17 protein-coding genes are annotated in these 20,097 nt (G+C 51.0%); 13 read left to right on the plus strand and 4 right to left on the minus strand.

All coding sequences use genetic code 11. The features are described 5' to 3' along the window. Positions 1-131: 131 nt before the first annotated feature. The 8 genes from sucD to gldN all read left to right on the plus strand — a co-directional run bounded on the left by sucD (position 132) and on the right by gldN (position 9,400). The gene (gene sucD / locus ACO064_RS21510) at positions 132-1,010 is read left to right on the plus strand and encodes a succinate--CoA ligase subunit alpha (RefSeq protein ID WP_114404122.1); all 879 of its coding nucleotides are present in this window, start codon (positions 132-134) and stop codon (positions 1,008-1,010) included. A gap of 39 nt (positions 1,011-1,049) precedes the next feature. Beyond that, complete coding sequence (locus tag ACO064_RS21515; protein ID WP_421829282.1) at positions 1,050-2,267, plus strand: DUF4271 domain-containing protein; 1,218 nt, start codon at positions 1,050-1,052, stop codon at positions 2,265-2,267. Between the two features lie 39 nt (positions 2,268-2,306). Continuing rightward, a complete protein-coding gene (locus ACO064_RS21520) occupies positions 2,307-3,092 on the plus strand; it encodes a uroporphyrinogen-III synthase (RefSeq protein ID WP_114404121.1) in 786 nt (261 codons plus the stop codon). 244 nt (positions 3,093-3,336) lie between these two features. Beyond that, positions 3,337-4,305 carry a type IX secretion system membrane protein PorP/SprF gene (locus tag ACO064_RS21525; RefSeq protein ID WP_421829283.1) on the plus strand — a complete coding sequence of 323 codons (969 nt, stop codon included), beginning with the start codon at positions 3,337-3,339 and terminating at the stop codon, positions 4,303-4,305. A 266-nt stretch (positions 4,306-4,571) separates the two neighbouring features. Next, entirely contained in the window at positions 4,572-5,651 is a 1,080-nt protein-coding gene (locus tag ACO064_RS21530; protein WP_114404119.1) for an SUMF1/EgtB/PvdO family nonheme iron enzyme, read from the plus strand. Positions 5,652-5,739: 88 nt separating this feature from the next. Then, positions 5,740-6,567 (plus strand): gliding motility protein GldL, encoded by an 828-nt coding sequence (gldL, locus tag ACO064_RS21535; RefSeq protein WP_421829284.1) that lies wholly within the window; start codon positions 5,740-5,742, stop codon positions 6,565-6,567. 116 nt (positions 6,568-6,683) lie between these two features. After that, complete coding sequence (gene gldM, locus ACO064_RS21540) at positions 6,684-8,279, plus strand: gliding motility protein GldM (RefSeq protein ID WP_421829285.1); 1,596 nt, start codon at positions 6,684-6,686, stop codon at positions 8,277-8,279. Positions 8,280-8,341: 62 nt separating this feature from the next. Then, entirely contained in the window at positions 8,342-9,400 is a 1,059-nt protein-coding gene (gene gldN, locus ACO064_RS21545; RefSeq protein ID WP_421829286.1) for a gliding motility protein GldN, read from the plus strand. A gap of 107 nt (positions 9,401-9,507) precedes the next feature. Here gldN and uvrC read toward each other — a convergent pair whose 3' ends face one another. From uvrC to ACO064_RS21565, 4 genes are all read right to left on the minus strand, one after another. Then, positions 9,508-11,319, minus strand: coding sequence for an excinuclease ABC subunit UvrC (gene uvrC / locus ACO064_RS21550; RefSeq protein ID WP_421829287.1), 1,812 nt, complete (start codon positions 11,317-11,319; stop codon positions 9,508-9,510). A gap of 74 nt (positions 11,320-11,393) precedes the next feature. Further along, a complete protein-coding gene (locus ACO064_RS21555) occupies positions 11,394-12,536 on the minus strand; it encodes a glycerate kinase (RefSeq protein ID WP_421829288.1) in 1,143 nt (380 codons plus the stop codon). A gap of 96 nt (positions 12,537-12,632) precedes the next feature. Then, positions 12,633-14,984: a penicillin-binding protein 1A gene (locus ACO064_RS21560; protein ID WP_421829289.1), complete on the minus strand. Its 2,352-nt coding sequence runs from the start codon at positions 14,982-14,984 to the stop codon at positions 12,633-12,635. 76 nt (positions 14,985-15,060) lie between these two features. After that, a complete protein-coding gene (locus tag ACO064_RS21565; RefSeq protein ID WP_421829290.1) occupies positions 15,061-17,208 on the minus strand; it encodes a tetratricopeptide repeat protein in 2,148 nt (715 codons plus the stop codon). Positions 17,209-17,430: 222 nt separating this feature from the next. Here ACO064_RS21565 and ACO064_RS21570 point away from each other — a divergent pair, with 222 nt between their 5' ends. From ACO064_RS21570 to atpF, 5 genes are all read left to right on the plus strand, one after another. After that, positions 17,431-17,685: an AtpZ/AtpI family protein gene (locus ACO064_RS21570; RefSeq protein WP_421829291.1), complete on the plus strand. Its 255-nt coding sequence runs from the start codon at positions 17,431-17,433 to the stop codon at positions 17,683-17,685. 2 nt (positions 17,686-17,687) lie between these two features. Next, positions 17,688-18,050 (plus strand): hypothetical protein, encoded by a 363-nt coding sequence (locus ACO064_RS21575; RefSeq protein ID WP_421829292.1) that lies wholly within the window; start codon positions 17,688-17,690, stop codon positions 18,048-18,050. A gap of 19 nt (positions 18,051-18,069) precedes the next feature. Further along, on the plus strand, positions 18,070-19,140 hold the full coding sequence (gene atpB / locus ACO064_RS21580) for a F0F1 ATP synthase subunit A (protein ID WP_421829293.1): 1,071 nt from the start codon (positions 18,070-18,072) through the stop codon (positions 19,138-19,140). Between the two features lie 48 nt (positions 19,141-19,188). After that, on the plus strand, positions 19,189-19,446 hold the full coding sequence (gene atpE / locus ACO064_RS21585; RefSeq protein ID WP_114404108.1) for an ATP synthase F0 subunit C: 258 nt from the start codon (positions 19,189-19,191) through the stop codon (positions 19,444-19,446). A gap of 156 nt (positions 19,447-19,602) precedes the next feature. Continuing rightward, complete coding sequence (gene atpF / locus ACO064_RS21590; protein WP_421829294.1) at positions 19,603-20,097, plus strand: F0F1 ATP synthase subunit B; 495 nt, start codon at positions 19,603-19,605, stop codon at positions 20,095-20,097.

Raw genomic sequence — 20,097 nt, forward strand, 5'->3', positions numbered from 1 at the left:
GAATGAGGGGTAAGCCACTCATCATTCATCATTCATAACTCATAACTTTGTTCTTTAGCCATTTCCCTCTACTTTTGCGCCGGTTCCAAGGGCTTATACCTTCACACGCATAGCACAGCTTTTCATTCATCATGAGCGTATTAGTTAACAAAAATTCCAAGGTTATCGTCCAGGGCTTTACGGGCTCTGAAGGTTCATTTCATGCTCAACAGATGATCGAGTATGGTACAAACGTCATTGGCGGAGTGACTCCGGGCAAAGGCGGGCAGACCCATCTCGACCGACCTGTATTCAACACCGTGAAGGAAGCTGTTGAAAAGGGCGGGGCCGATGTCTCGATTATTTTTGTACCACCGGCTTTTGCCGCTGACGCCATCATGGAAGCTGCTGATGCCGGTATCAAGGTGATTATCTGCATTACGGAAGGAATTCCGACAAAAGATATGATGGTGGCCAAGGACTATCTGACCGGAAAAGACGTCCGGCTGATTGGGCCGAACTGCCCCGGTGTGATGACCGCCGAGGAGTGTAAAGTGGGTATCATGCCCGGTTTTATCTTCAAAAAAGGCACCATCGGCATTGTTTCCAAATCCGGTACCCTGACCTACGAAGCCGTTGATCAGCTTTCGAAAGTCGGACTTGGCCAGACCACGGCCATCGGAATTGGCGGTGATCCGATTATCGGAACAACGACCAAAGAAGCGGTTGAACTGCTGATGAACGACCCCGAAACCGAAGGCATCGTGATGATCGGCGAAATTGGCGGAGGCATGGAAGCCGAAGCCGCACGCTGGATCAAAGCCGACGGAAACCGTAAACCGGTCGTTGGGTTCATTGCCGGACAAACTGCCCCGAAAGGCCGCCGGATGGGCCACGCGGGCGCCATCATCGGTGGAGCGGACGACACGGCAGCCGCCAAAATGCGTATTATGTCCGAATGCGGTATTCACGTCGTCGAATCACCAGCCCTGATTGGTGAAACGATGCTGAAAGCCATCGGGAAGAACTAAAAGAGAATGATGACGGGGCCGCCCGCGCGGTGATGGATTATGAATGCATTAGCCAACCGCATCGGCGACTCCGTCATCGTTCCTCATTCTTTTTTTGTGCGGATTCGTTTCATTTTGTCCACCCTGGCCCTCGTTTTGTGGGCGTTGGGAAGTATTGCACAGGGAGTCGGGCCGAATCAACAGTTTTTTCCCGTCCACGACTTCCGCAACGACTGGTTGGTCTATGACCAGTCCTACAAATCCTACGTGCCTTTCATCGACGAACAGCACGCCCTGGTTTCCTCCGTTAGTTTTTTTCTGGATATTGAAAGCAACCGCCGGTACAGTCTACTGATTTCGACCCGGCAGGATGGTTATCTTTTCATTGACGCAGCTCTCAAACACAAACTGGTGGCCAATGACTGGCTGGTGTTGAACCTGGACAGTTTGTACCGCGCCTACCGCAAACCGGAACTGTTTCTGACGCTCCACGGGAGCCCCGGGGTCGAAGACAAGCTGGTGTTTATTGGTCATCAGAAATCGGCCACTCAGAAAGACGTGGTCGTGACCGATACCCGGCTCAGTATTTTGCCCCGTCGGCTGTCGATGTACACCAATTTTTTCACGCTCTGCCTGCTGTTCATTGTGGCTGTCAATGCGTATTTATTCAATTTTCACCACCGGGCTTTCCTCCGGTTTTTCAATCTGGCTGATTTGCTGTCGGTAACGGTTCGGGATGAATTGTTTCTGGTCAACCGGCCGCTGAGCCGAACGAATCTTCTTTTTTTGATGAATCTGGGGTTCATCACGGCGTATTTATACCTGATTATTCAGAGCAAAAACATTGATCTTTTCCTGTCGAGGGCCCTGTTGCTGCGGGGGCAGGGGCTGCTGGATCTAACCCTCACTTTTTTTGAATTGAGTTTTCTGGCCTTTTTTCTGTTGCTGGCGAAATATCTTTTTATCGTGACCATTGGGGGCTTATACCGGCTGGAAGAGGTGGTGAATTTGCACTTCTTCAAGGTTATGCAGTCTTCCCTGATTTTTTTTACGGGCGGCACCATTTGTGTAGCCGCCATTGCCGCCAACACCGCTGCTACCAATACATGGCCCAGCCTCTGGCTGATTGTGCCGTTTGTCGGCTTCTACGTCATCCGGCTGGCCCTGTTATATGTTGTCATTGCAAACAAAGCCGTTATCAAAAATCTGTATTTATTTTCGTACCTTTGCATCGTTGAATTGATCCCGCTAACCATTGGGGTACGGTTCGCACTGTAGCCAGTGGGCAAGCTTTAAACACAAAACGCGAGGTATTCGATGAGTGAGATTTCTGCTAAGTACGACCAGGAAAGGCTGACCAAAGTAGCCAGTATTTTAGTTACCCAAGCCCGACCTGCCGACGCTAATTCGCCCTATTTTGAAATTGCAGGGAAATACAACCTGCAAATTGATTTTCGTCCGTTTATTCAGATTCAGGGCGTTTCTTACAAAGACTTTCGCAAGCAGAAAATCAATATCCTCGACCATACGGCCATCATTTTTACGAGCCGTAACGCTGTCGATCACTTCTTCCGAATCTGTCAGGAAGCGAAACTGGAAATGCCGGCCGATATGAAGTATTTCTGCGTGACGGAGCAAACCGCCAATTACCTGCAGAAGTACATCGTGATTCGGAAGCGGAAGATTTTTACCGGCAATAAAACTGCGGCCGATCTGTTCGACCTGATTCGGAAACACAAGAATGAGAAGTTTCTGTTTCCGTGTTCCAACATCCGGGGCAACGATATTCCGGATTTTATGGACACCAGCGGCTTGCACCTGGCCGAAGCCGTGATGTACGAAACCGTTCCGGCCGACCTGTCGGATCTGGACATTCATTCGTTCGATATCATTGCGTTTTTCAGCCCGTCCGGTGTCAATTCGCTGCTGCATAATTTCCCCGATTTTACCCAAAACGGCATCCGTATGGCGGCCTTTGGCCCCACCACGGCGCGGGCCGTTACGGAGGCCGGTTTTATTCTGGACATTGAAGCTCCCCTGCCCAATGCCCCGTCGATGGCGGGTGCCCTGGAACTGTATATGAAGAAGGCCAACAGCCACTAGATGGCAACGACTCTGCAAAGCGATTGCGCTGTCGGAATGAACCAGGACCGTGATTTTTTTCGCATCCGGCAGGTCATTCAGACCGCGCAATCGGAGTTTAATGGAGTCTCTTTTTTTATACCAATATTTTTGGAAAATCTCCGTTTAATAGGTAACATGCGCTTAAGCAGGTCTGACGACTGAATGGGTGGTTGATCCGTTCGACAGCTTTCTGAAATTAGTCTGGTGATTGTTCTGATAGTATATGAATCGTAAGTTTTACGTTGTCCTGCTTGGTTTGACCTGTTTCATGATGGCCTTGGACGTTCAGGCTCAGGATCAGGATCCGCAGTTTAGCTTGTATATGTTCAATCCGGTCTACTACAATCCAGCCGCAGTCGGTTCGGAAGGGGTGACCCGGTTTCAGTTGGTACACCGGACGCAATATCTTGGTTATCAGGGTACTTTTGACGAAGGAGGTGCCCCCAGCACCCAGTTGTTTTCGTTTAATATGCCCCTGAATAAAATCCGGGGAGGGATCGGCTTAAACGCAGTGAACGAAACATTTGGCCCGCAGGGATTTCAGAAGGTCCAGGTTGCGTACGCTTTCCGGGTGCCTCTGAAAAAGGGGACGCTTTCGTTTGGGGCAGAGGGCGGTATTCACAATCGGTCGATCAATTATGACCGGTTTCGGCCCAATGATCCCGGCGATCCGCTGATTCAGAACGGACGCGTCAACCAGACACAGCCGGATCTGGGCGCGGGGGTTTATTACAATGCCGACACCTATTATATTGGTGCCAGCATGAAACACCTGACCCAGCCCGATTTCAAGCTGGGCAACGACACGGGCCTCAATCCGCTTTACCGAACGGCGTACCTGACGGCGGGGTATCGGTATGCGTGGAATGAACTCATCGACATCATGCCATCAGCCATTTACAAATTCAACACCAACTCTACGTATTCGTCGATCGAAGTCAGCGCGTTGGCCATGTACGACAAGCGACACTGGGTCGGTTTTGGCTACCGCCAGGGCGATGCGTTCACCGCGACGGCCGGCCTTAGTTTACTCCGGAATAATGCCCTGCGCTTCGGGTATGCGTTCGATTTTGTGGTGAGTAACCGCGACGCGAAAAGCCCGACCTCGCACGAAATATTATTGTCTTATTCGCTTCCCGAACCCCGCTCAGGCCGTAAACCGATCATCAGAACGCCCCGATTCCGCTATTGAGAGAACAACTACACAAACTGACGTCGTTTCATTGCTCCGTTGCCATTTCTACGATTGGCGTAATTATTGTTAGGCTGTTAAAGGCCAAAGTGATAATTTTGAGAAAATTAGTAGGCTACGTGATGGAACTGATCGCAGGTTAGTTTGTACTTTTTTTGAATAATAGATGCATTTAATCAATTCAAATGTACGTATACAATAAAATGCTTTATTTTCGTTCTAAGACTGGTTTGCACGCGAAACAGATTTTAACGTACCCTACAACTATGAGTAACAAGTGGTTTACCGGCAACGCAGCCCGAGGGGTGATGGTGGTGGCAACGATTCTGCTGATGCAGGGTTGCGGGTTTATCAAATCCAAATTTGGTGGTGGAAAAGGCAAGGGCGAAGATGTCGGCGTTGTCAATGGAGAAGTCACTGCCAATGGACGAAAAGGCTGGAAACAAACCACTCCTTATGGTATGGTGCTGGTTCCGTCGGGTTCGTTTATGATGGGACAGGCCGATGAAGATTTAGCAGCGACCCAGACGAACATGAACCGGCGGGTAACGATCAGTTCATTCTATATGGATGATACGGAAATTACCAACCACGAATACCGTCAGTTTGTCAATGCCCTACTGACCGATTCGGTTTCGGTGCTGGGCGAAGAAGAAATCATGACGAAATTCTACCCGGATACGACCGTTTGGAAAAACGACTTTACGTACCACAACGGGGATCCTATGCTGGAGTACTATTTTTCACACCCGGCATTCGACACCTATCCGGTGGTTGGGGTAAGCTGGCAGGCAGCCCAGTATTTCTGCACCTGGCGCACGAACCTCTACAACGATTACCGCACGAAAGAAGGCCAGTTTGTTTCTCCCCGGTATCGCCTGCCTTCCGAAGCAGAGTGGGAATGGGCGGCCCGTGGTGGTCACAACTCCGCTAAGTATCCCTGGGGTGGGCCGTATGTCGCCAATGGAAAAGGCTGTTATCTGGCCAACTTCAAACCGCAACGCGGAAATTTCGACGCCGACGGCTATCCGTACACGGCCCCGGCCAATGCCTACAATCCGAACGATTACGGTCTCTACAACATGGCCGGCAACGTGGCCGAGTGGACCCGCGATGCCTACGCCGAAAACGCATCGGCCATCGTTTGGGACATGAACCCCGACAACCAGAACGCCGACGAGCCCCGGAAAGTGGTGCGGGGTGGCTCCTGGAAAGATATCGCGTATTATCTGGAAACAGGAACGCGGTATTACGAACTCGAAAATAACAAACGGTCGTACATCGGCTTCCGGTGTGTGATGGACAACCTGCAGGGGAGAACAGCTTCCCGGGGAGCCCGCCGTTAGTCCGGTTCGTTTTCGGAATGGAATTGACTCAACCCCTATTTAATACCTATACACAACACATAATACCCATTTAATTTTTGCTTTAATCATGGCTAAAAAGAACGGTAACGGTTCGAGTGTTTTCTTTGACAAAATCCTTCCGACAATGTATAGTCTGGGTGCTGCCGTCGTTATTCTCGGCGCACTGGGTAAAATTCAGCACTGGGAGGGTGGAGGCACCATCTTAACCATTGGTCTGCTGACCGAAGTGGCGATCTTTGTTTTGTTTGCTTTTCAAACCTTTGCTCAAAAAACGCAGAAAGAGCCTGATTGGGAGCGGGTTTATCCCGAACTGTCCGACGATTACGATGGTGAATTGCCCCAACGTCGCCCGGCTTTGCAAAGCAACGGTTTGACTGCCAATATGGATAAAATGCTGGCAGATGCGAAAGTGTCGCCGGAGATTTTTGAAAAACTGGGAACGGGTTTGCGCAGCTTTACGGATACGGTTGGCAAAATGCGTGACGTGTCGGATGCCACGATTGCCACCAGCGAATACACCCAGAACGTCCGGCAGGCGGCTAGCTCTATCAACGAAATGAACAAATCGTACGGCGTTGCGGTCACTTCGATGAACGCGATGGCTGATGCAACGCAGGATGCCAAAGAATATCGTACGCAATTCCAGAAAATCACCCAAAGCATGGGCGCCCTGAATGCCGTGTACGAACTGGAATTACAGGACACCAACAAGCACCTGAAAGCCATGAATGCGTTTTATGGCAATCTGACCAGCGCGATGGAAAATATGTCGGAAGCCAGCCGTGACACGCAGCAGTTCAAAAGCGAAATGTCAAAATTGACCAACAACCTGTCGTCACTCAACAACGTATACGGCAGTATGTTGACGGCCATGCGCGGAAATGGTGCCAAATAATCGTTAAAAGGAAAGAAGTTGGTATTTAACGACTTACAATCGGATCGTTAAATACCAACTATAGACTTTAAGCGACACTTTTTTATCTACATTACAAGTTACTCTACCATAAACTAATGGCAGGCGCAAAAGAAACACCCCGTCAGAAAATGATCGGGATGATGTATCTGGTATTGACCGCGATGCTGGCCTTACAAGTCAGTTCGGCTTTACTGGAGAAATTTATCTTATTGAATAGCAGTCTGGAAACGTCGACGGGTTCTGCAAACCGCATCAACCAATCCACGTTAGACAATATCAAGGCCACCGTTGATAAATCAGGAAACCGGGCCGCCGATGTGGCCGTCGTGAAACAGGCGGAAGAAGTCCGGACCATGACCTCCAAAATTGTGGACGAACTGGAAACGGTGAAACAGCAGTTAATCACAGAAGCGGGTGGCGGACTCGATGAAGAAGGTCGGCTGAAAAACCCGAACGAAGAAGACAAGGTTGGGATTATCATGGTGGGTGGCCGCAAAAACGGGAAAGCCTATGAACTGAAAGAAAGACTGAACCAGTTCACCCAGCAACTTCAGAAATACAATCCCAACGCCAAATTCACGCCATTGGCGGCTGATGCCAAAGACGATCCAATCGCCAGTCGTTCTAAAGAACAACGCAACAAGGATTTTGCCGAGCTGAACTTTGAACAAACGCCGGTTCCGGCAGCTTTGGCTGTGTTAAGTCAGCGTCAGTCGGACATCCGGCGGATGGAAGGTGAAATCCTGGACTATCTGGCGAGTAAAGTAGGCGCGCAGGACATCAAATTTGACAAGATTCTGGCCCGGGTCAGCATGGAGTCAAAAGTGGTTGTGGCCGGTACCAAGTTCAAGGGTGAAATGTTCCTGGCGGCTTCGTCGAGCGGAATTTCTCCCCGTATGAGCCTGAATGGTGGTGCGGTTCGGGTGGAAGATGGCGTTGGTAAAATTGAATTTACGGCGCAGGGCGGAACCTACGATAAAAACGGGCTGGCCAAACGGAGTTTAGTTGGAGCTATCAGTTACCAGGCACCGGACGGCATGAAAACCGTTAATTTCAACCAGGAATACTTTGTAGCGAAACCCTCTTACGAAATCGAAACGGCTTCCATGCCTCCGCTGTATCTGGGTTGCGCCAACAAACTGAGCATTCAGAGTCCGCAGTTGGGTGCTTTGTGGAACCCGTCGTTTACGGCCAATGGCGCAGCGGTTTTAACCAGCGGAGAGCGGGGCAAAATTACAGTTATTCCAACTTCGGCTCAGGTGAGCCTGAACGTCAACAACGGCGGTAGCCTGTTGGGAACCAATCAGTTCAAGGTGAACCGGGTGCCTCGCCCGACCTTGCGGGTCTATGCCGGTGGGGCCGAAATCGACGAGCGCCGGGGGATGCCGGTATCCAGCGTACGGAGTATTCAGGTTCGGGCGATTCCGGATGAAAGCTTTAAAAACTTTATGCCGGACGATGCTAATTTCCGGGTAAAAGGCTTCACGGTTCGTTTGGCGCAGGGGGGCCGTCCCATCGGGGCTCCGGTTTCGTTAGGGCCAAACGGGGGTTCGGTTGGCGCCCTGGCGGCTGATGCCCAACCAGGTATGCGGTATGTTATCGAGGTTGAAGGCGTCGAACGCCGTAACTTTCGGGGAGAGATCAGTGATGTTCCCGTCATTCAGAAGGTATATCAAATTAATTTGAATTAATCAGTACGATAGCTGACAATCAGTTCGTTATTGTGAAGAATAAACGCAAAAAGCACAAGGTCATGAAACAGGCGGGAAGCGTAGCAGTAGCTGCTGTATTGGCAGTAATGGCAGGAGGGGTGGCACAGGCGCAGGAAAGAGACAATACGAAAACCAATCCATTGTCGGTTCGGGAGATCAACGAGAATGATGTCATGATGAAGAAAACATTATGGCGTCGGGTCGATCTGAACGAAAAGCAGAATCAGGCCATGTTTTCAAAGAACAATCAGATTACCAAATACCTGATTGATGCCGTGAAAGCCGGGGTTCTGGTTGCCTATCCCAATGATTCGGTCAATACGCCGATGCAAGTTGAAAAATTTGCTGAAAAACTGGCTGCACCCGAACAAGGCGCTACCCTGACGGCAGAGGAGAGAGCCGCCGGTTTTGGCAACGAAGACAAGACAAACGATGGCTGGGGCGATGCTTCCAAAGATAAAAAAGGTGCAGCTAAAAAGCCGGCCGACGATGGTTGGGGAACGCCCGCTCCGCAAACCGCTAAGGCTAAGCCGGTAGATGACGGCTGGGGAACACCTGCTCCCAAGAAAAAAACAACGGCCAAAAATACCAAAGGTAAAAAGGCGGTAAAACCCGCACCGGTAGTTCCGGAAGTGCCAAAAGTGGATTCAAGCGCGATGGCAAAGGCGAATCCGTTTACCGGTATCGAACGGCTGAGCGACGAATACAGTGTTCTGGATATCAAGGAAGACTGGGTTTTCGATCGCAAACGCTCCCGCTTGTATTACGATATCCAAACCGTTGGCATTGTGATTCCGGCCGATAAAAGTCCATCGGGTCTGGAAACGCAGGTGGCCTATTTCAAATACAAAGATTTGGACAAACTGTTCCGCAGTGATCCGAAGAAATTCATCTGGTATAACTCACAGAATCAGGCCCAGCATAAGAACCTGGCTGATGCCTTTGACCTGCGGTTGTTCTACGGACGGATTTACAAAGTGTCGAACCCGAAAGACCGTGACCTGATCGGTCAGTACGGTAGCGAACGGGAAGGCTTGCTGAAGTCTTATCAACTCGAACAGCAGTTGATGGAGCAGGAGCACGGTTTGTGGGAATATTAATCCCAATCCAGCCATAACAAAAAAGGGAGCCCAGGCTTCCTTTTTTGTTATGGCTGAAAGTCAGCGCTCCTGCTTTATTCTCTTGTCTTTATTCTCCTGTCTACTGATCACACCTGATCGATCGTCTCGAAGTATTGCTTGACTTTCTGCGCTTTGTCGGCTCCCACGACGGTTACAATGTCATCGATCGGTGCTTCCCGGATCTTTTTCACGCCTTTGAAATATTTCAGGAGTTTAGCCGCCGTTTTTTTGCCAATGCCTTCAATGTTTTCCAGTTCACTGATCAAACTGTTTCGGCTGCGTTTGTCGCGGTGGTAGGTAATGGCAAACCGGTGCGCTTCGTCGCGAATACGCTGGATCAACTTCAACGATTCGGACTTTTTATCGATATACAGCGGAAGACTATCTTCCGGGAAGTAAATCTCCTCCAGTCGCTTGGCAATACCAATGATCGGTACCTGACCATACAGATTCAACTCCTTCAGCGCTTCGCAGGCGGCACTCAACTGGCCTTTCCCTCCGTCGATCACAATGAGGTCAGGCAGACCGCTTTGTTCGTCCAGCACGCGGATATACCGCCGGGAAACGACCTCGTGCATCGACGCAAAGTCGTTGGGACCGACCACGGTTTTGATCGAAAAATGGCGGTAGTTCTTGGGTGACGGTTTTCCATCGATGAAGCAAACCATCGCCGAAACCGGGTTGGTTCCCTGAATGTTGGAGTTATCGAAGCATTCGATGCGGTTGGGTAAGGTTTTGAGCTGCAAATCCTGCTTCAGCCGAATCAGCACCCGGTCTTTTTTGCTGGCATTGCCGGTGGCTTCGGCGGCTGCACGCTCGGCCCGTTCGCGCCGGAAATACAGCACGTTTTTCATCGACATATCGAGCAGCTTCTTCTTATCTCCAATCTGAGGCACTGTAATTTCGGCTTTCAGATCGGCCTCCAGCGGAATGTTGGTGATAATTTCCTTAGCCTCGCTGCCGTATTGCGTCCGAAATTCGACAATCAACATGGTCAGCAGATCCACATCGGTTTCGTCCAGTTTCTTTTTGACCTCCACCGTATTCGTCTGCGTGATGGTCCCATTCACCACCTTCATGAAATTGATGTAAGCTGCCGACTCATCCGAGGCAATCGTATATACATCCGCATCCGAGATCTTGGGGTTGACAACCGTCGATTTGCTTTGGAAATTTTGCAGAACGTTCAGTTTTTCCTTGTACTGCTGTGCCTGTTCAAACGCCAGTTGATTGGCCGATTCCAACATGCGTTCTTTGAAATACTGCTGGGCTGGTGCCACATTTCCCTTCAAAATGGAATGGATTTGGTCAATGTCTTTCAGGTAGTCGGCCTCGCTGACGAGTCCTTCGCAGGGTCCTTTGCAATTCCCGATGTGGTATTCGAGACACACCTTGAATTTTTTGGCTTCGATGTTTTCCGGTGTCAGATTGAGGTTACACGTCCGGAGCGTAAACAATTGGCTAAACATCTCTAGCAGCGTATACATGGGCCGGAGTTGGGCGTAAGGCCCGTAAAACGTACCCATCTTCCGATCGATGCGACGGGTGGTGATCACACTCGGAAACCGCTCATTGGTCACGCAGATGAACGGATACGTTTTATCATCGCGCAACAGAATATTGTAGCGGGGCTGGAACCGCTTGATCAACTGGTTTTCGAGCAACAGCGCGTCGAACTCCGTATGGACAATGGTGAATTCGATCTTGCGAATCTGGCTGACCAACCTGAGGGTCTTGCGGTCATGCTGGTTGGATTTGGCAAAATAGCTGCTGACCCGGTTTTTCAGATCTTTGGCTTTGCCGACATAAATGACTTCTCCTGATGCATCAAAATACCGGTATACGCCCGGTTCGTGAGGAACCTTCGCCAGTTCTGGTTTATAATCGAATTCGGCCATGTTCGTTTAGAGTGGTGATTGGAACGCGGATGGGACAGATTGGCACGGATAACTAAAAATCCGTTTGAATCCGTTCAATCGCCCGGCGATCCGACCGCGTTCCCATTAAACAAACGAAGAACATTAAAAGTTGTCTGTCGGACGGCATCGTAGGCACCGGATAACGCTTCGTCGAGCGTTTGGGGATGGGTCAAAACCGAGAAGGCGGCTGTTAGTCCTAATACCATCAACTCCTGCGGTTTGGCTTCCAGCGTTCCGCAGAGGGCAACAGTCGGTACGGCGAATTTTTTGGCTTCCTGCGCAATGCCGTTGATGAGCTTTCCCTGCAAGGTCTGGTTGTCGATCTTGCCTTCGCCGGTCAGCACCAGATCCGTACCCGGCAGGTGTTCCGTAAAGCGGGTCTGCTCCATGACCACTTTCACACCCTCTTTCAGTGTAGCCTTTAGAAAAAACAATGCCCCGGCCCCCAGTCCACCCGCGGCTCCGGCCCCCGGGGTGTCGGCTAAATCGACGCCAAATTGCGCCTGAATCCGACGTGCCAGATGCCGTAATCCCTGATCCAGTTTCTCCACATCCTCAGCCGACGCACCTTTTTGGGGGCCGTACACATAAGCCGCTCCGTTGGGTCCAAACAGCGGATTCGTCACGTCGCAGGCGACTTCTACGGAAAGATTCAAGGGCAAAACCGGCGGAACAAGCTGGGCAATATGCTCCAGATTACCACCGCAGGGAGAAATGGGTTCGCCCTGCGCATCCAGGAACTGCCACCCCAGAGCGGCTGCCATACCGATACCGGCGTCGTTGGTAGCACTGCCACCGATGCCGAGCACCAGGTGCGTAACGCCCCGGCTAATGGCATCCAGAATGAGCTGCCCAGTGCCGAATGTGCTTGCTTTCAGCGGATTCAGTTCATTTCGGTGGAGCAGCCGCAAACCCGAAGCCTGGGACATTTCAATGAAAGCCGTTTGCTGGTCGGAGGAAATCCCGTAAGAAGCCTGAATGGGTCGGTCGACCGGATCAAGAGCCGGAACCGTAATCCACTGCCCTCCGGTGGCCTGTGTCAGCACTTCGGCGGTTCCTTCTCCGCCATCGGCCATCGGCAACGCCACGATTTCAGCGTCGGGATGAGCGAGCCGAATGCCTTCCGTCATGGCGTCACACACTTGGCGGGCGGTTAGCGAACCTTTAAATTTATCAGGAGCCAGCAGGATTTTCATGACTAGATAAAAGAGGCTAGAGGTGAGACAATAGACTAAATTAGGAGCGGATTGAGCAGTCTATGGTCTTTCCTCTCACCTCTTTTGTCTCACACATTAATTCAGAATTTCTTCCTCTTCCGACTCGACGACTTTGGGCGCAATGTACCGCTGGCTGGAGTCGATGGCGTAACCGCCACAATCCAGCGACAGGTTGAAACCGTCGGGCTTTCGGAACGGCACCTTGGGATAGGAACGTCGCAACGTGGGGTCTGCGTAGACCTTCTGCATGTACATGCCCCAGGCCGGCATAGCCACCCGCGCGCCCTGTCCCAATGCCATGTCGCGGAAGTGAATGCTGCGGTCATCACCACCCACCCACAAGCCCGACACCAGATTCTGCGTCATGCCCATGAACCAGCCATCGGAATAGCTGGAAGTCGTACCGGTTTTGGCCGCAATTTCGTTGCCGCCTTCCAGTAGTTTGTACTGTGTCCGGAGCCGTTGTGACGTTCCATCGCCATCTTCCACCGCACCGCGCATCAGGTAAAGCATCTGGTAGGCCGTATTGGCGTTGATCACCAGTTTATTCTCGGCAAAAAAGCTCTTTAGCAGATTGCCATTTTTATCGCGGATCTCCAGAACCGTCAGCGGTTTCACCCGATATCCGGCATTGGCAAAGGTGCAATACGCAGCCACCATTTCGTAGACCGATACATCGCTCGTTCCCAGACACAACGTTGGGTTTTCGGTCAGTTTGCTTTCAATACCCAGTTTGTGGGCATACTCAACCACCGACGCCGATTTCGCCTGTTTGATCAGGTATGCACTGACCGAGTTCACCGAACGACCCAGCGCCTGCCGCAGCGACAGTTGCTGATAGCTCCATTTGCCGTTTGAATTGTGGGGTACCCAGGCTCGGGGACCGTTGTTGTCTTCCTGCGGTTCAAAGCGAACGGGCTGATCAGTTACGCGGTCGCAGGGCGTCAGGAAGTTTTTATCGATGGCCGTCAGGTACACAAACGGTTTGAAGGTTGAACCCGGCTGCCGTTTGGCCTGTTTAACGTGGTCGAATTTGAAATATTTGAAGTTGATCCCGCCGACCCAGGCTTTCACGTGGCCGTTGCGCGGGTCCATCGACATGAAACCGACGTTCAGAAACCGCTTGTAGTATTTGATCGAATCGAGCGGGCTCATCACGGTGTCTTTTTCGTTCCGCCGACCGCCATACACGAATACTTTCATCTTCACCGGTTTCCGCATTTCGGCCCAGATCGCTTTTTCGTCATCGCCGTATTCGCGTTTCAGTGCAATATACCGGGGCGTTCGCTTGGCGACCTGCTCGATGAAACCCGGTATTTCGCGGTATTTCCCGCCGATTTTCTGAGTCCACGGATTCCGGCCCCGCCAGTGTTCGTAGAACTTCCGCTGCTGTTCGCGCATGTGTTCGTAAACCGATTCCTCGGCGGCTTTTTGCAAGCGGGAGTCGATGGTCGTCCGGATTTTCAGACCGCTGGTTTCCAGATCCAGTTCATCGTCCGGGTGGGCTTCGTTGTATTCATCCAGCCACTTCTGAATATCACTTTTAATAACGGATCGGAAATAAGCCGCCCGCCCGGTATTCTGATTTTCGATGTTGAAATCGAGCTTGATCGGTTTCTGTTTGTAAAGTGCAAACTGGTCGTCGGACAGAAAACCGTATTTCCGCATCTGAAAAAGCACTACGTTGCGCCGTAAGAGCGAACGGTCTTCATACAGCCGGGGGTTAAACCGCGATGGATTCTGGAGCATCCCGACCAGCATGGCTGCCTCCTCGACGTTCAGTTGCCAGGGTTCCTTGTTAAAATACGTCTTGGCGGCTGTTTTAATACCAAACGTGTTATTCCCAAACGATACCGTGTTGAGGTACATCATCAGAATTTCCTGTTTGGTATAGTTGCGTTCGAGCCGCACCGCCAGAATCCACTCCTTGGTTTTGTCGATGATGACGCGCACGTAGGGAATGCTGCCGAAGACGCCCCGGAATTTTTCAGTCCGGGTTTCAAACAGGTTTTTGGCCACCTGCTGGGTAAGCGTACTACCCCCACCCGAACTGCTCCGGCCCGTCAGAACGCCGTTGATCGCCCGGAAAATACTGCGGGCGTCGATTCCGGAATGCTTCACAAACCGCGCATCTTCCGTTGCCAGAAGGGCCGAAATGACGTTGGGCGAAACCTGGGAAATTTCGATGGGCGTCCGGTTTTCGAGGTAATATTTGCTGAGCAGAACACCGTCTTCGGTATAAATTTCCGATGCCAGGTAACTCTGCGGGTTTTCGAGTGCTTTCAGACTGGGCATTCCGCCAAACAGCCACAGGAAATTGAAACTAACCGCAACGATATACAGAATAAGCAGGACAACGCCGGCCAGGGTCAATTTCCAGAGTCTTGCAATCAGGCGTCGATACAAACCCGGTTGTAACTCAAACATAGGGGAATCAGGGATTAAACTTGATACTGGGATATACTTCCGCTTTTGTCAAATGTACACATTTTAACCAAAAACGTTACTTTCGCTTGGCCGTCTGCTGCTCGGCAGCTACCTGCATTTCTCGCACTTTCGGAAGCAATGAACTGGTTGGATAATCGCGGATGAACTCAATCAAAGCCTGGCGGTAAGGCTCCACACCACGCACTTTACCAATCAGAATGACGCGCAAAACGGCCATCTTGTCTTCAATCAAACTGCCGGTCAACGCACCCAGGGCGGTTTCGGCCCGGCTGAGGGCTTCACTCAAATTGTTGGCTTTATACAGTCCGTAGATTTCCGTATAAACGCGCTGGGCTTCGGTTTCGCCGGTCGCCGTGGGGGCACCATTCGCGCCGGTTTTTCCGACCTGCCGGGCATACGATGACGTCGGGAATTCGGTCAGCAGTTTGTCTTTCCAGGCCGAAGGTCGGTTCAACTGGTCGTTCGAAACCATCAGCAGGTAATAAACTTCCGGTTTCACGGACGTGTTCGGATAACGGGTCAATAGGGTTTCGAAGGTCGGAATGGCTTTGTCCGGCTGATTGAACTGAAATTTATACAATTTTCCCAGTCGGTAATACGCGTCTTCGAGCCGCTGGTTCGATTGGGCCAGAGCTTCCGGACTAAACGGGATGGTGGCATACAGCGCGTCCTTCTGGGCTTTCCGCTCTTCCGCCGTCAGGGTAGCCGGAGCAGAACCGTCGGAACCCGTTGCATTCAGAGCCGAACCGCTTTGGGGAGCCGAGTCAGTCGTGGCCAGTTGGGCCGTCGATTCTTTCTGGCTCCGGCGCCAGTTGTCTTCCAGTTGCCGGGTTCCCCATTTCTGCGTGAACTCGGTTTTTCCCTGCGTAATCATGATGGGATTGTACAGAAGCCACCGCTGGTCGGCCGGAATGTCGGACGAGGTGGCGGGGCGATTCGACGCCTGAGCGGCAATTTCCTGCGCCTGCTTGAGCAACGCCTGCTGCTGTTTCAGCTTGCGGTCGATGGCTTCGTCCAAATGACGGTCGAGGGCCGCCGGGTTCATCTGCGCCAGTTTTTGCAGGCTATCTTCCGTCAGAATGGTTTGCTGCTGGGCCACGAATTCATCGAGAAACACTTTTCGTCCGGCCAGCAGTTTGTAGTCGGCCGATTGCTGAGGCAGCAGCGCCAGCGCACTGTCGTAATAAGCCTTGGCGGTGGGAAAATCCAGTAATTTTTCAAAATACAGTTTCCCCATTTCCTGGTAGGTATACGGAATCTGGAGGGTGTTGGTCGTGGTCTCCCTGATGGATTTTTTCCAGTATTCGATGGCTTTCGGATACCGTTCGTTCCGGGCTTCCAGCAAACCCATCGTGTAATAAATCTTATCTTTCAGGTCGGTATTTTTCCGGTCGTTCAGCATCCGGCTAAACCGTTCGCTGCTGGTTCGGCCGCCCTGAATGGAATAAATCGTGGCATAAAACGACTGCTCGTAGGTGGGGCGGTTTCGCAACACCGAGCGATAATGGGCAACGGCTTTGTCTGATTTGCCGGTTAAATCATAGAGCTGACCCGCAATGAGGTGCAAGCGGGCCGTGGTTTCGCCCTTTTTCAGGAACGGAAACGTGGCATCCAGCAAAGCCGCTGACACGGCATATTCCTGTTTTTTCTGGTGCAGATACGCTTTCGTTAAATAATAATTCCGCGTATTGACTTTGTTAAGCGGCTGAACACGAAGGTATTCCGCCACACTTAAACCGTTAGCATAATCCGCAATTTCGACGTAAGTCCGCATCAGGAGAATCAACGCTTCGTGCTTTTCATCCTCGCTTTCGCCTTTCGTATTCACGTATTTAAAAACCTCCATCGCATTGCCGTAATCCTGGCGATACAGACGGGCGGTTCCCAACAAAATATAGCTGTTATCCAGCCACTTGCTGTTTTGGTGGCGTTCGGCCACCAGCGACGCTTTCTTGATGGCGTCGTCCAGTTGCGCCTTCACGGGTTCCAGTTTGGTGGAATCGAGCGGCAACAGAATGGGAAGCGGCTGGTTGTAATTTTCCTGGTAGGTTTTCTGTTGATAGCGTTCCACTTCCCGAAGCCGGTCGCGCGCGATGAGGTACGCATTGTAGCGTGCGTTCAGGTTGTGGTAGGCCACCGGAAGCTTTTTCTGGCTGTATTGCGAACAGCCACTGACCCAAACCGCCAGGACAACCCACAGCAAAGAAGGCCGGAACCCGTCAGCTACAGAAGGATAAATGGAATATCGGTTGAAAAACCCGCCTTGCATGGAAAATGGTGAGATACTTGGTAACCGGCGGAAGGCTTTCTACCTTCGCAGAACCAACACTACTGAGTAACGACGTCGACGCAAAATCCGTATCGAAAAGTGTGCCACGCCTACAAAAATACGAAATAACTGACACCAAATCCGAAGACCTGACGTATGGAACCCGATAAATCCCATTCCGACGATCCGGAAAAGCCATTCCGGAAGGTTACCCGCAAGACCAGCTCGTTCGTGCAATACTCCGCGATCGGTTTTCAGATGCTGGCCACGATTGGTCTGGGCGTTTGGGGCGGCCTCAAACTGGACGAGTGGCAGGGCAACCAGAAACCCATCTGGACGCTGGTGCTGTCGCTGGTTGCCATTGGCTCATCGTTGTACCTGTTTATCCGCAGTTTACCCAAACAACCCTGAATATGCTCCCAAGTCTTGGGGCCACCGCCCTGCTTGCAATTGTATTTTTTGTAGCCGAACAGTACGGAGCCAAAGGCTGGTTACATCCGTACTGGAAGTTCATGCTGATTTTTTTTCTAAGCATCTCCTTCCTGATTCATCGGTTGATGGAGGTTGGTTTTCAGAATAATCGCGAAAAATTCATCCCGTTTTACATGGCGACCATCGTGGCCCGGCTGATTCTGTGCCTTGTTTTTGTCGGGTTCTTTTTGTGGCGCGGTGTCGATGGTGTGAAACTGTTCATCCTGGACTTTCTTGCACTATATATATTTTATACAGCCTTTGAAATCTACATTTTGAGTCGTAACTTGCGACGCGGTTTGTGATATATACCATTTACTTCATATGTCTCGTTTCCTGATTCGTAAAGCATTTTTAAGTATTGTATTGTTTTTGAGCACGTTGGCCGCCGTTACGGCACAGCACGACGAGCATAACGACCACGGCGCAACCGGGGAAAAGAAAAAATTTAATGTGGGCGATATGATCATGCACCACATTAAAGACGACCACGGTTGGGAATTTGCGCACGGGCTGACGCTGCCTTTGCCGGTTATTCTGTATACGCAGGACAAGGGTCTGGACGTGTTTTCGTCATCGCATTTCGCCCACGAATCCAACTACAACGGCTACGTAAAAGAACACAACAAGATTTACCGCGCCGGAGCCAATGGCGAGGCTGACAAGACGATTAAGGTCTACGATTTTTCCATCACGAAAAACGTGGCGTCTCTTTTGTTGAGTGCGGCTCTGCTTTTACTTGTATTTTTCTCCGTTCGGAAAGGCTATGAGAAAAACCGGGGAAAAGCGCCCAAAGGCTTGCAGTCATTTCTGGAACCGGTTATTCTGTTTGTTCGCGACGAGATTGCCAAACCGAACATCGGCCCAAAATACGCCAAATACCTGCCCTTCCTGCTGACGCTGTTTTTCTTTATTCTGTTCAATAACCTGCTTGGCCTGTTACCGGGTGGTGCCAACCTGACCGGCAACATCGCCATTACGATGACGCTGGCCGTAATCACCTTCCTGATCGTCAACCTGAGCGGAAACAAGCATTACTGGGCTCACCTTTTCAAGCCGACCGGCGTGCCGGTGGCGCTGTTGCCGATCATGATTCCGGTCGAAATTGTGGGTGTTTTCATGAAACCGTTCTCGTTGATGGTGCGGTTGTTTGCCAACATCACGGCGGGTCACATCATCATTCTGAGTCTGTTAGGTCTGATTTTCATTGCCAATGACCTCGGCGGTTCCGGCATGGGCTGGGGGGTTAGCCCGCTAATTATCGTTTTCTCGCTCTTCATGAACCTGATCGAATTACTGGTTGCGTTCCTGCAAGCGTTCATTTTTACCCTGCTCACGTCGATGTACATTGGTAGCGCGATTGAAGACCATCACGAAGCCGATCACGGGCATTGAGTTTTTAGTTTGTATTTTTTTGTTTAACCATAAATCAATTTATCGAGCATGTTTGCAATGTTGCTCTCTATTCTTCTGGAAGCTACGGGTAGCTTCGCAGTAATGGGTGCCGCCATTGGCGCAGGTCTGGCCGCTATCGGTGCAGGTCTGGGTATTGGCCGTATTGGTGGTTCGGCGATGGAAGGGATCGCCCGCCAACCGGAAGCTGCCGGTCGGATTCAGACCGCGATGTTGATCATCGCTGCCTTGATCGAGGCCGTGGCTCTGTTCGCAGCCGTTATCTGTCTGCTGATCTCACTGGGCTAACCAGGAAGACGCATTTCGAGTTGCTGATTGCATTAGGCGTTGGCATACGACTCACAAAACTGGAAAAAGCCCGTCGGTATGAATTAGTCAGCCGACGGGCTGATTTCAATCAAAAAAGAAATTTAACGTAGTTATATATCCTAATTTCGTACGTCAATGGATCTGCTCATTCCCGATATTGGGTTGCTATTCTGGATGGTGGTCGTTTTTGGACTGCTGTACTTCATTTTATCAAAATTTGCCTGGGCACCGATCACGGAGAGCCTGAAAGAACGGGAAGACGATATTCAGAAAGCCCTGGATATGGCCGAAAAAACCCGGATCGAAATGGCGAAACTGCAGGCCGACAACCAGAAGCTGCTGGCCGAAGCCCGCGCCGAACGGGATGCTATTCTGCGGGGAGCCAAAGAAACCGCCGACCGCGTTATTGCTGAATCACGCGACAAGGCAACGGAAGAAGGCAATCGCATCATTCTGAAAGCCCGCGAAGAGTTGCAGACCGAACGTCAGACGATGGTTGCCGAAGTGAAACGCGAAGTGATCAATTTGTCACTCGATATCGCCGAAAAAATTCTGAAAAAGGAATTGAGCGATAAAAAATCACAGGAAGAACTCGTTAAAAGTCTGGTTGCCGAAGCACGACTAAATTAA

The organism is Larkinella sp. (assembly GCF_965227735.1).
Lineage (GTDB): Bacteria > Bacteroidota > Bacteroidia > Cytophagales > Spirosomataceae > Larkinella.

Bases quoted from the DNA above. Each gene is read 5' to 3' on its own strand.
- sucD (WP_114404122.1), top strand. From the start codon at position 132: ATGAGCGTATTAGTTAACAAAAATTCCAAGGTTATCGTCCAGGGCTTT.
- ACO064_RS21515 (WP_421829282.1), top strand. From the start codon at position 1,050: ATGAATGCATTAGCCAACCGCATCGGCGACTCCGTCATCGTTCCTCAT.
- ACO064_RS21520 (WP_114404121.1), top strand. From the start codon at position 2,307: ATGAGTGAGATTTCTGCTAAGTACGACCAGGAAAGGCTGACCAAAGTA.
- ACO064_RS21525 (WP_421829283.1), top strand. From the start codon at position 3,337: ATGAATCGTAAGTTTTACGTTGTCCTGCTTGGTTTGACCTGTTTCATG.
- ACO064_RS21530 (WP_114404119.1), top strand. From the start codon at position 4,572: ATGAGTAACAAGTGGTTTACCGGCAACGCAGCCCGAGGGGTGATGGTG.
- gldL (WP_421829284.1), top strand. From the start codon at position 5,740: ATGGCTAAAAAGAACGGTAACGGTTCGAGTGTTTTCTTTGACAAAATC.
- gldM (WP_421829285.1), top strand. From the start codon at position 6,684: ATGGCAGGCGCAAAAGAAACACCCCGTCAGAAAATGATCGGGATGATG.
- gldN (WP_421829286.1), top strand. From the start codon at position 8,342: ATGAAACAGGCGGGAAGCGTAGCAGTAGCTGCTGTATTGGCAGTAATG.
- uvrC (WP_421829287.1), bottom strand. From the start codon at position 11,319: ATGGCCGAATTCGATTATAAACCAGAACTGGCGAAGGTTCCTCACGAA.
- ACO064_RS21555 (WP_421829288.1), bottom strand. From the start codon at position 12,536: ATGAAAATCCTGCTGGCTCCTGATAAATTTAAAGGTTCGCTAACCGCC.
- ACO064_RS21560 (WP_421829289.1), bottom strand. From the start codon at position 14,984: ATGTTTGAGTTACAACCGGGTTTGTATCGACGCCTGATTGCAAGACTC.
- ACO064_RS21570 (WP_421829291.1), top strand. From the start codon at position 17,431: ATGGAACCCGATAAATCCCATTCCGACGATCCGGAAAAGCCATTCCGG.
- ACO064_RS21575 (WP_421829292.1), top strand. From the start codon at position 17,688: ATGCTCCCAAGTCTTGGGGCCACCGCCCTGCTTGCAATTGTATTTTTT.
- atpB (WP_421829293.1), top strand. From the start codon at position 18,070: ATGTCTCGTTTCCTGATTCGTAAAGCATTTTTAAGTATTGTATTGTTT.
- atpE (WP_114404108.1), top strand. From the start codon at position 19,189: ATGTTTGCAATGTTGCTCTCTATTCTTCTGGAAGCTACGGGTAGCTTC.
- atpF (WP_421829294.1), top strand. From the start codon at position 19,603: ATGGATCTGCTCATTCCCGATATTGGGTTGCTATTCTGGATGGTGGTC.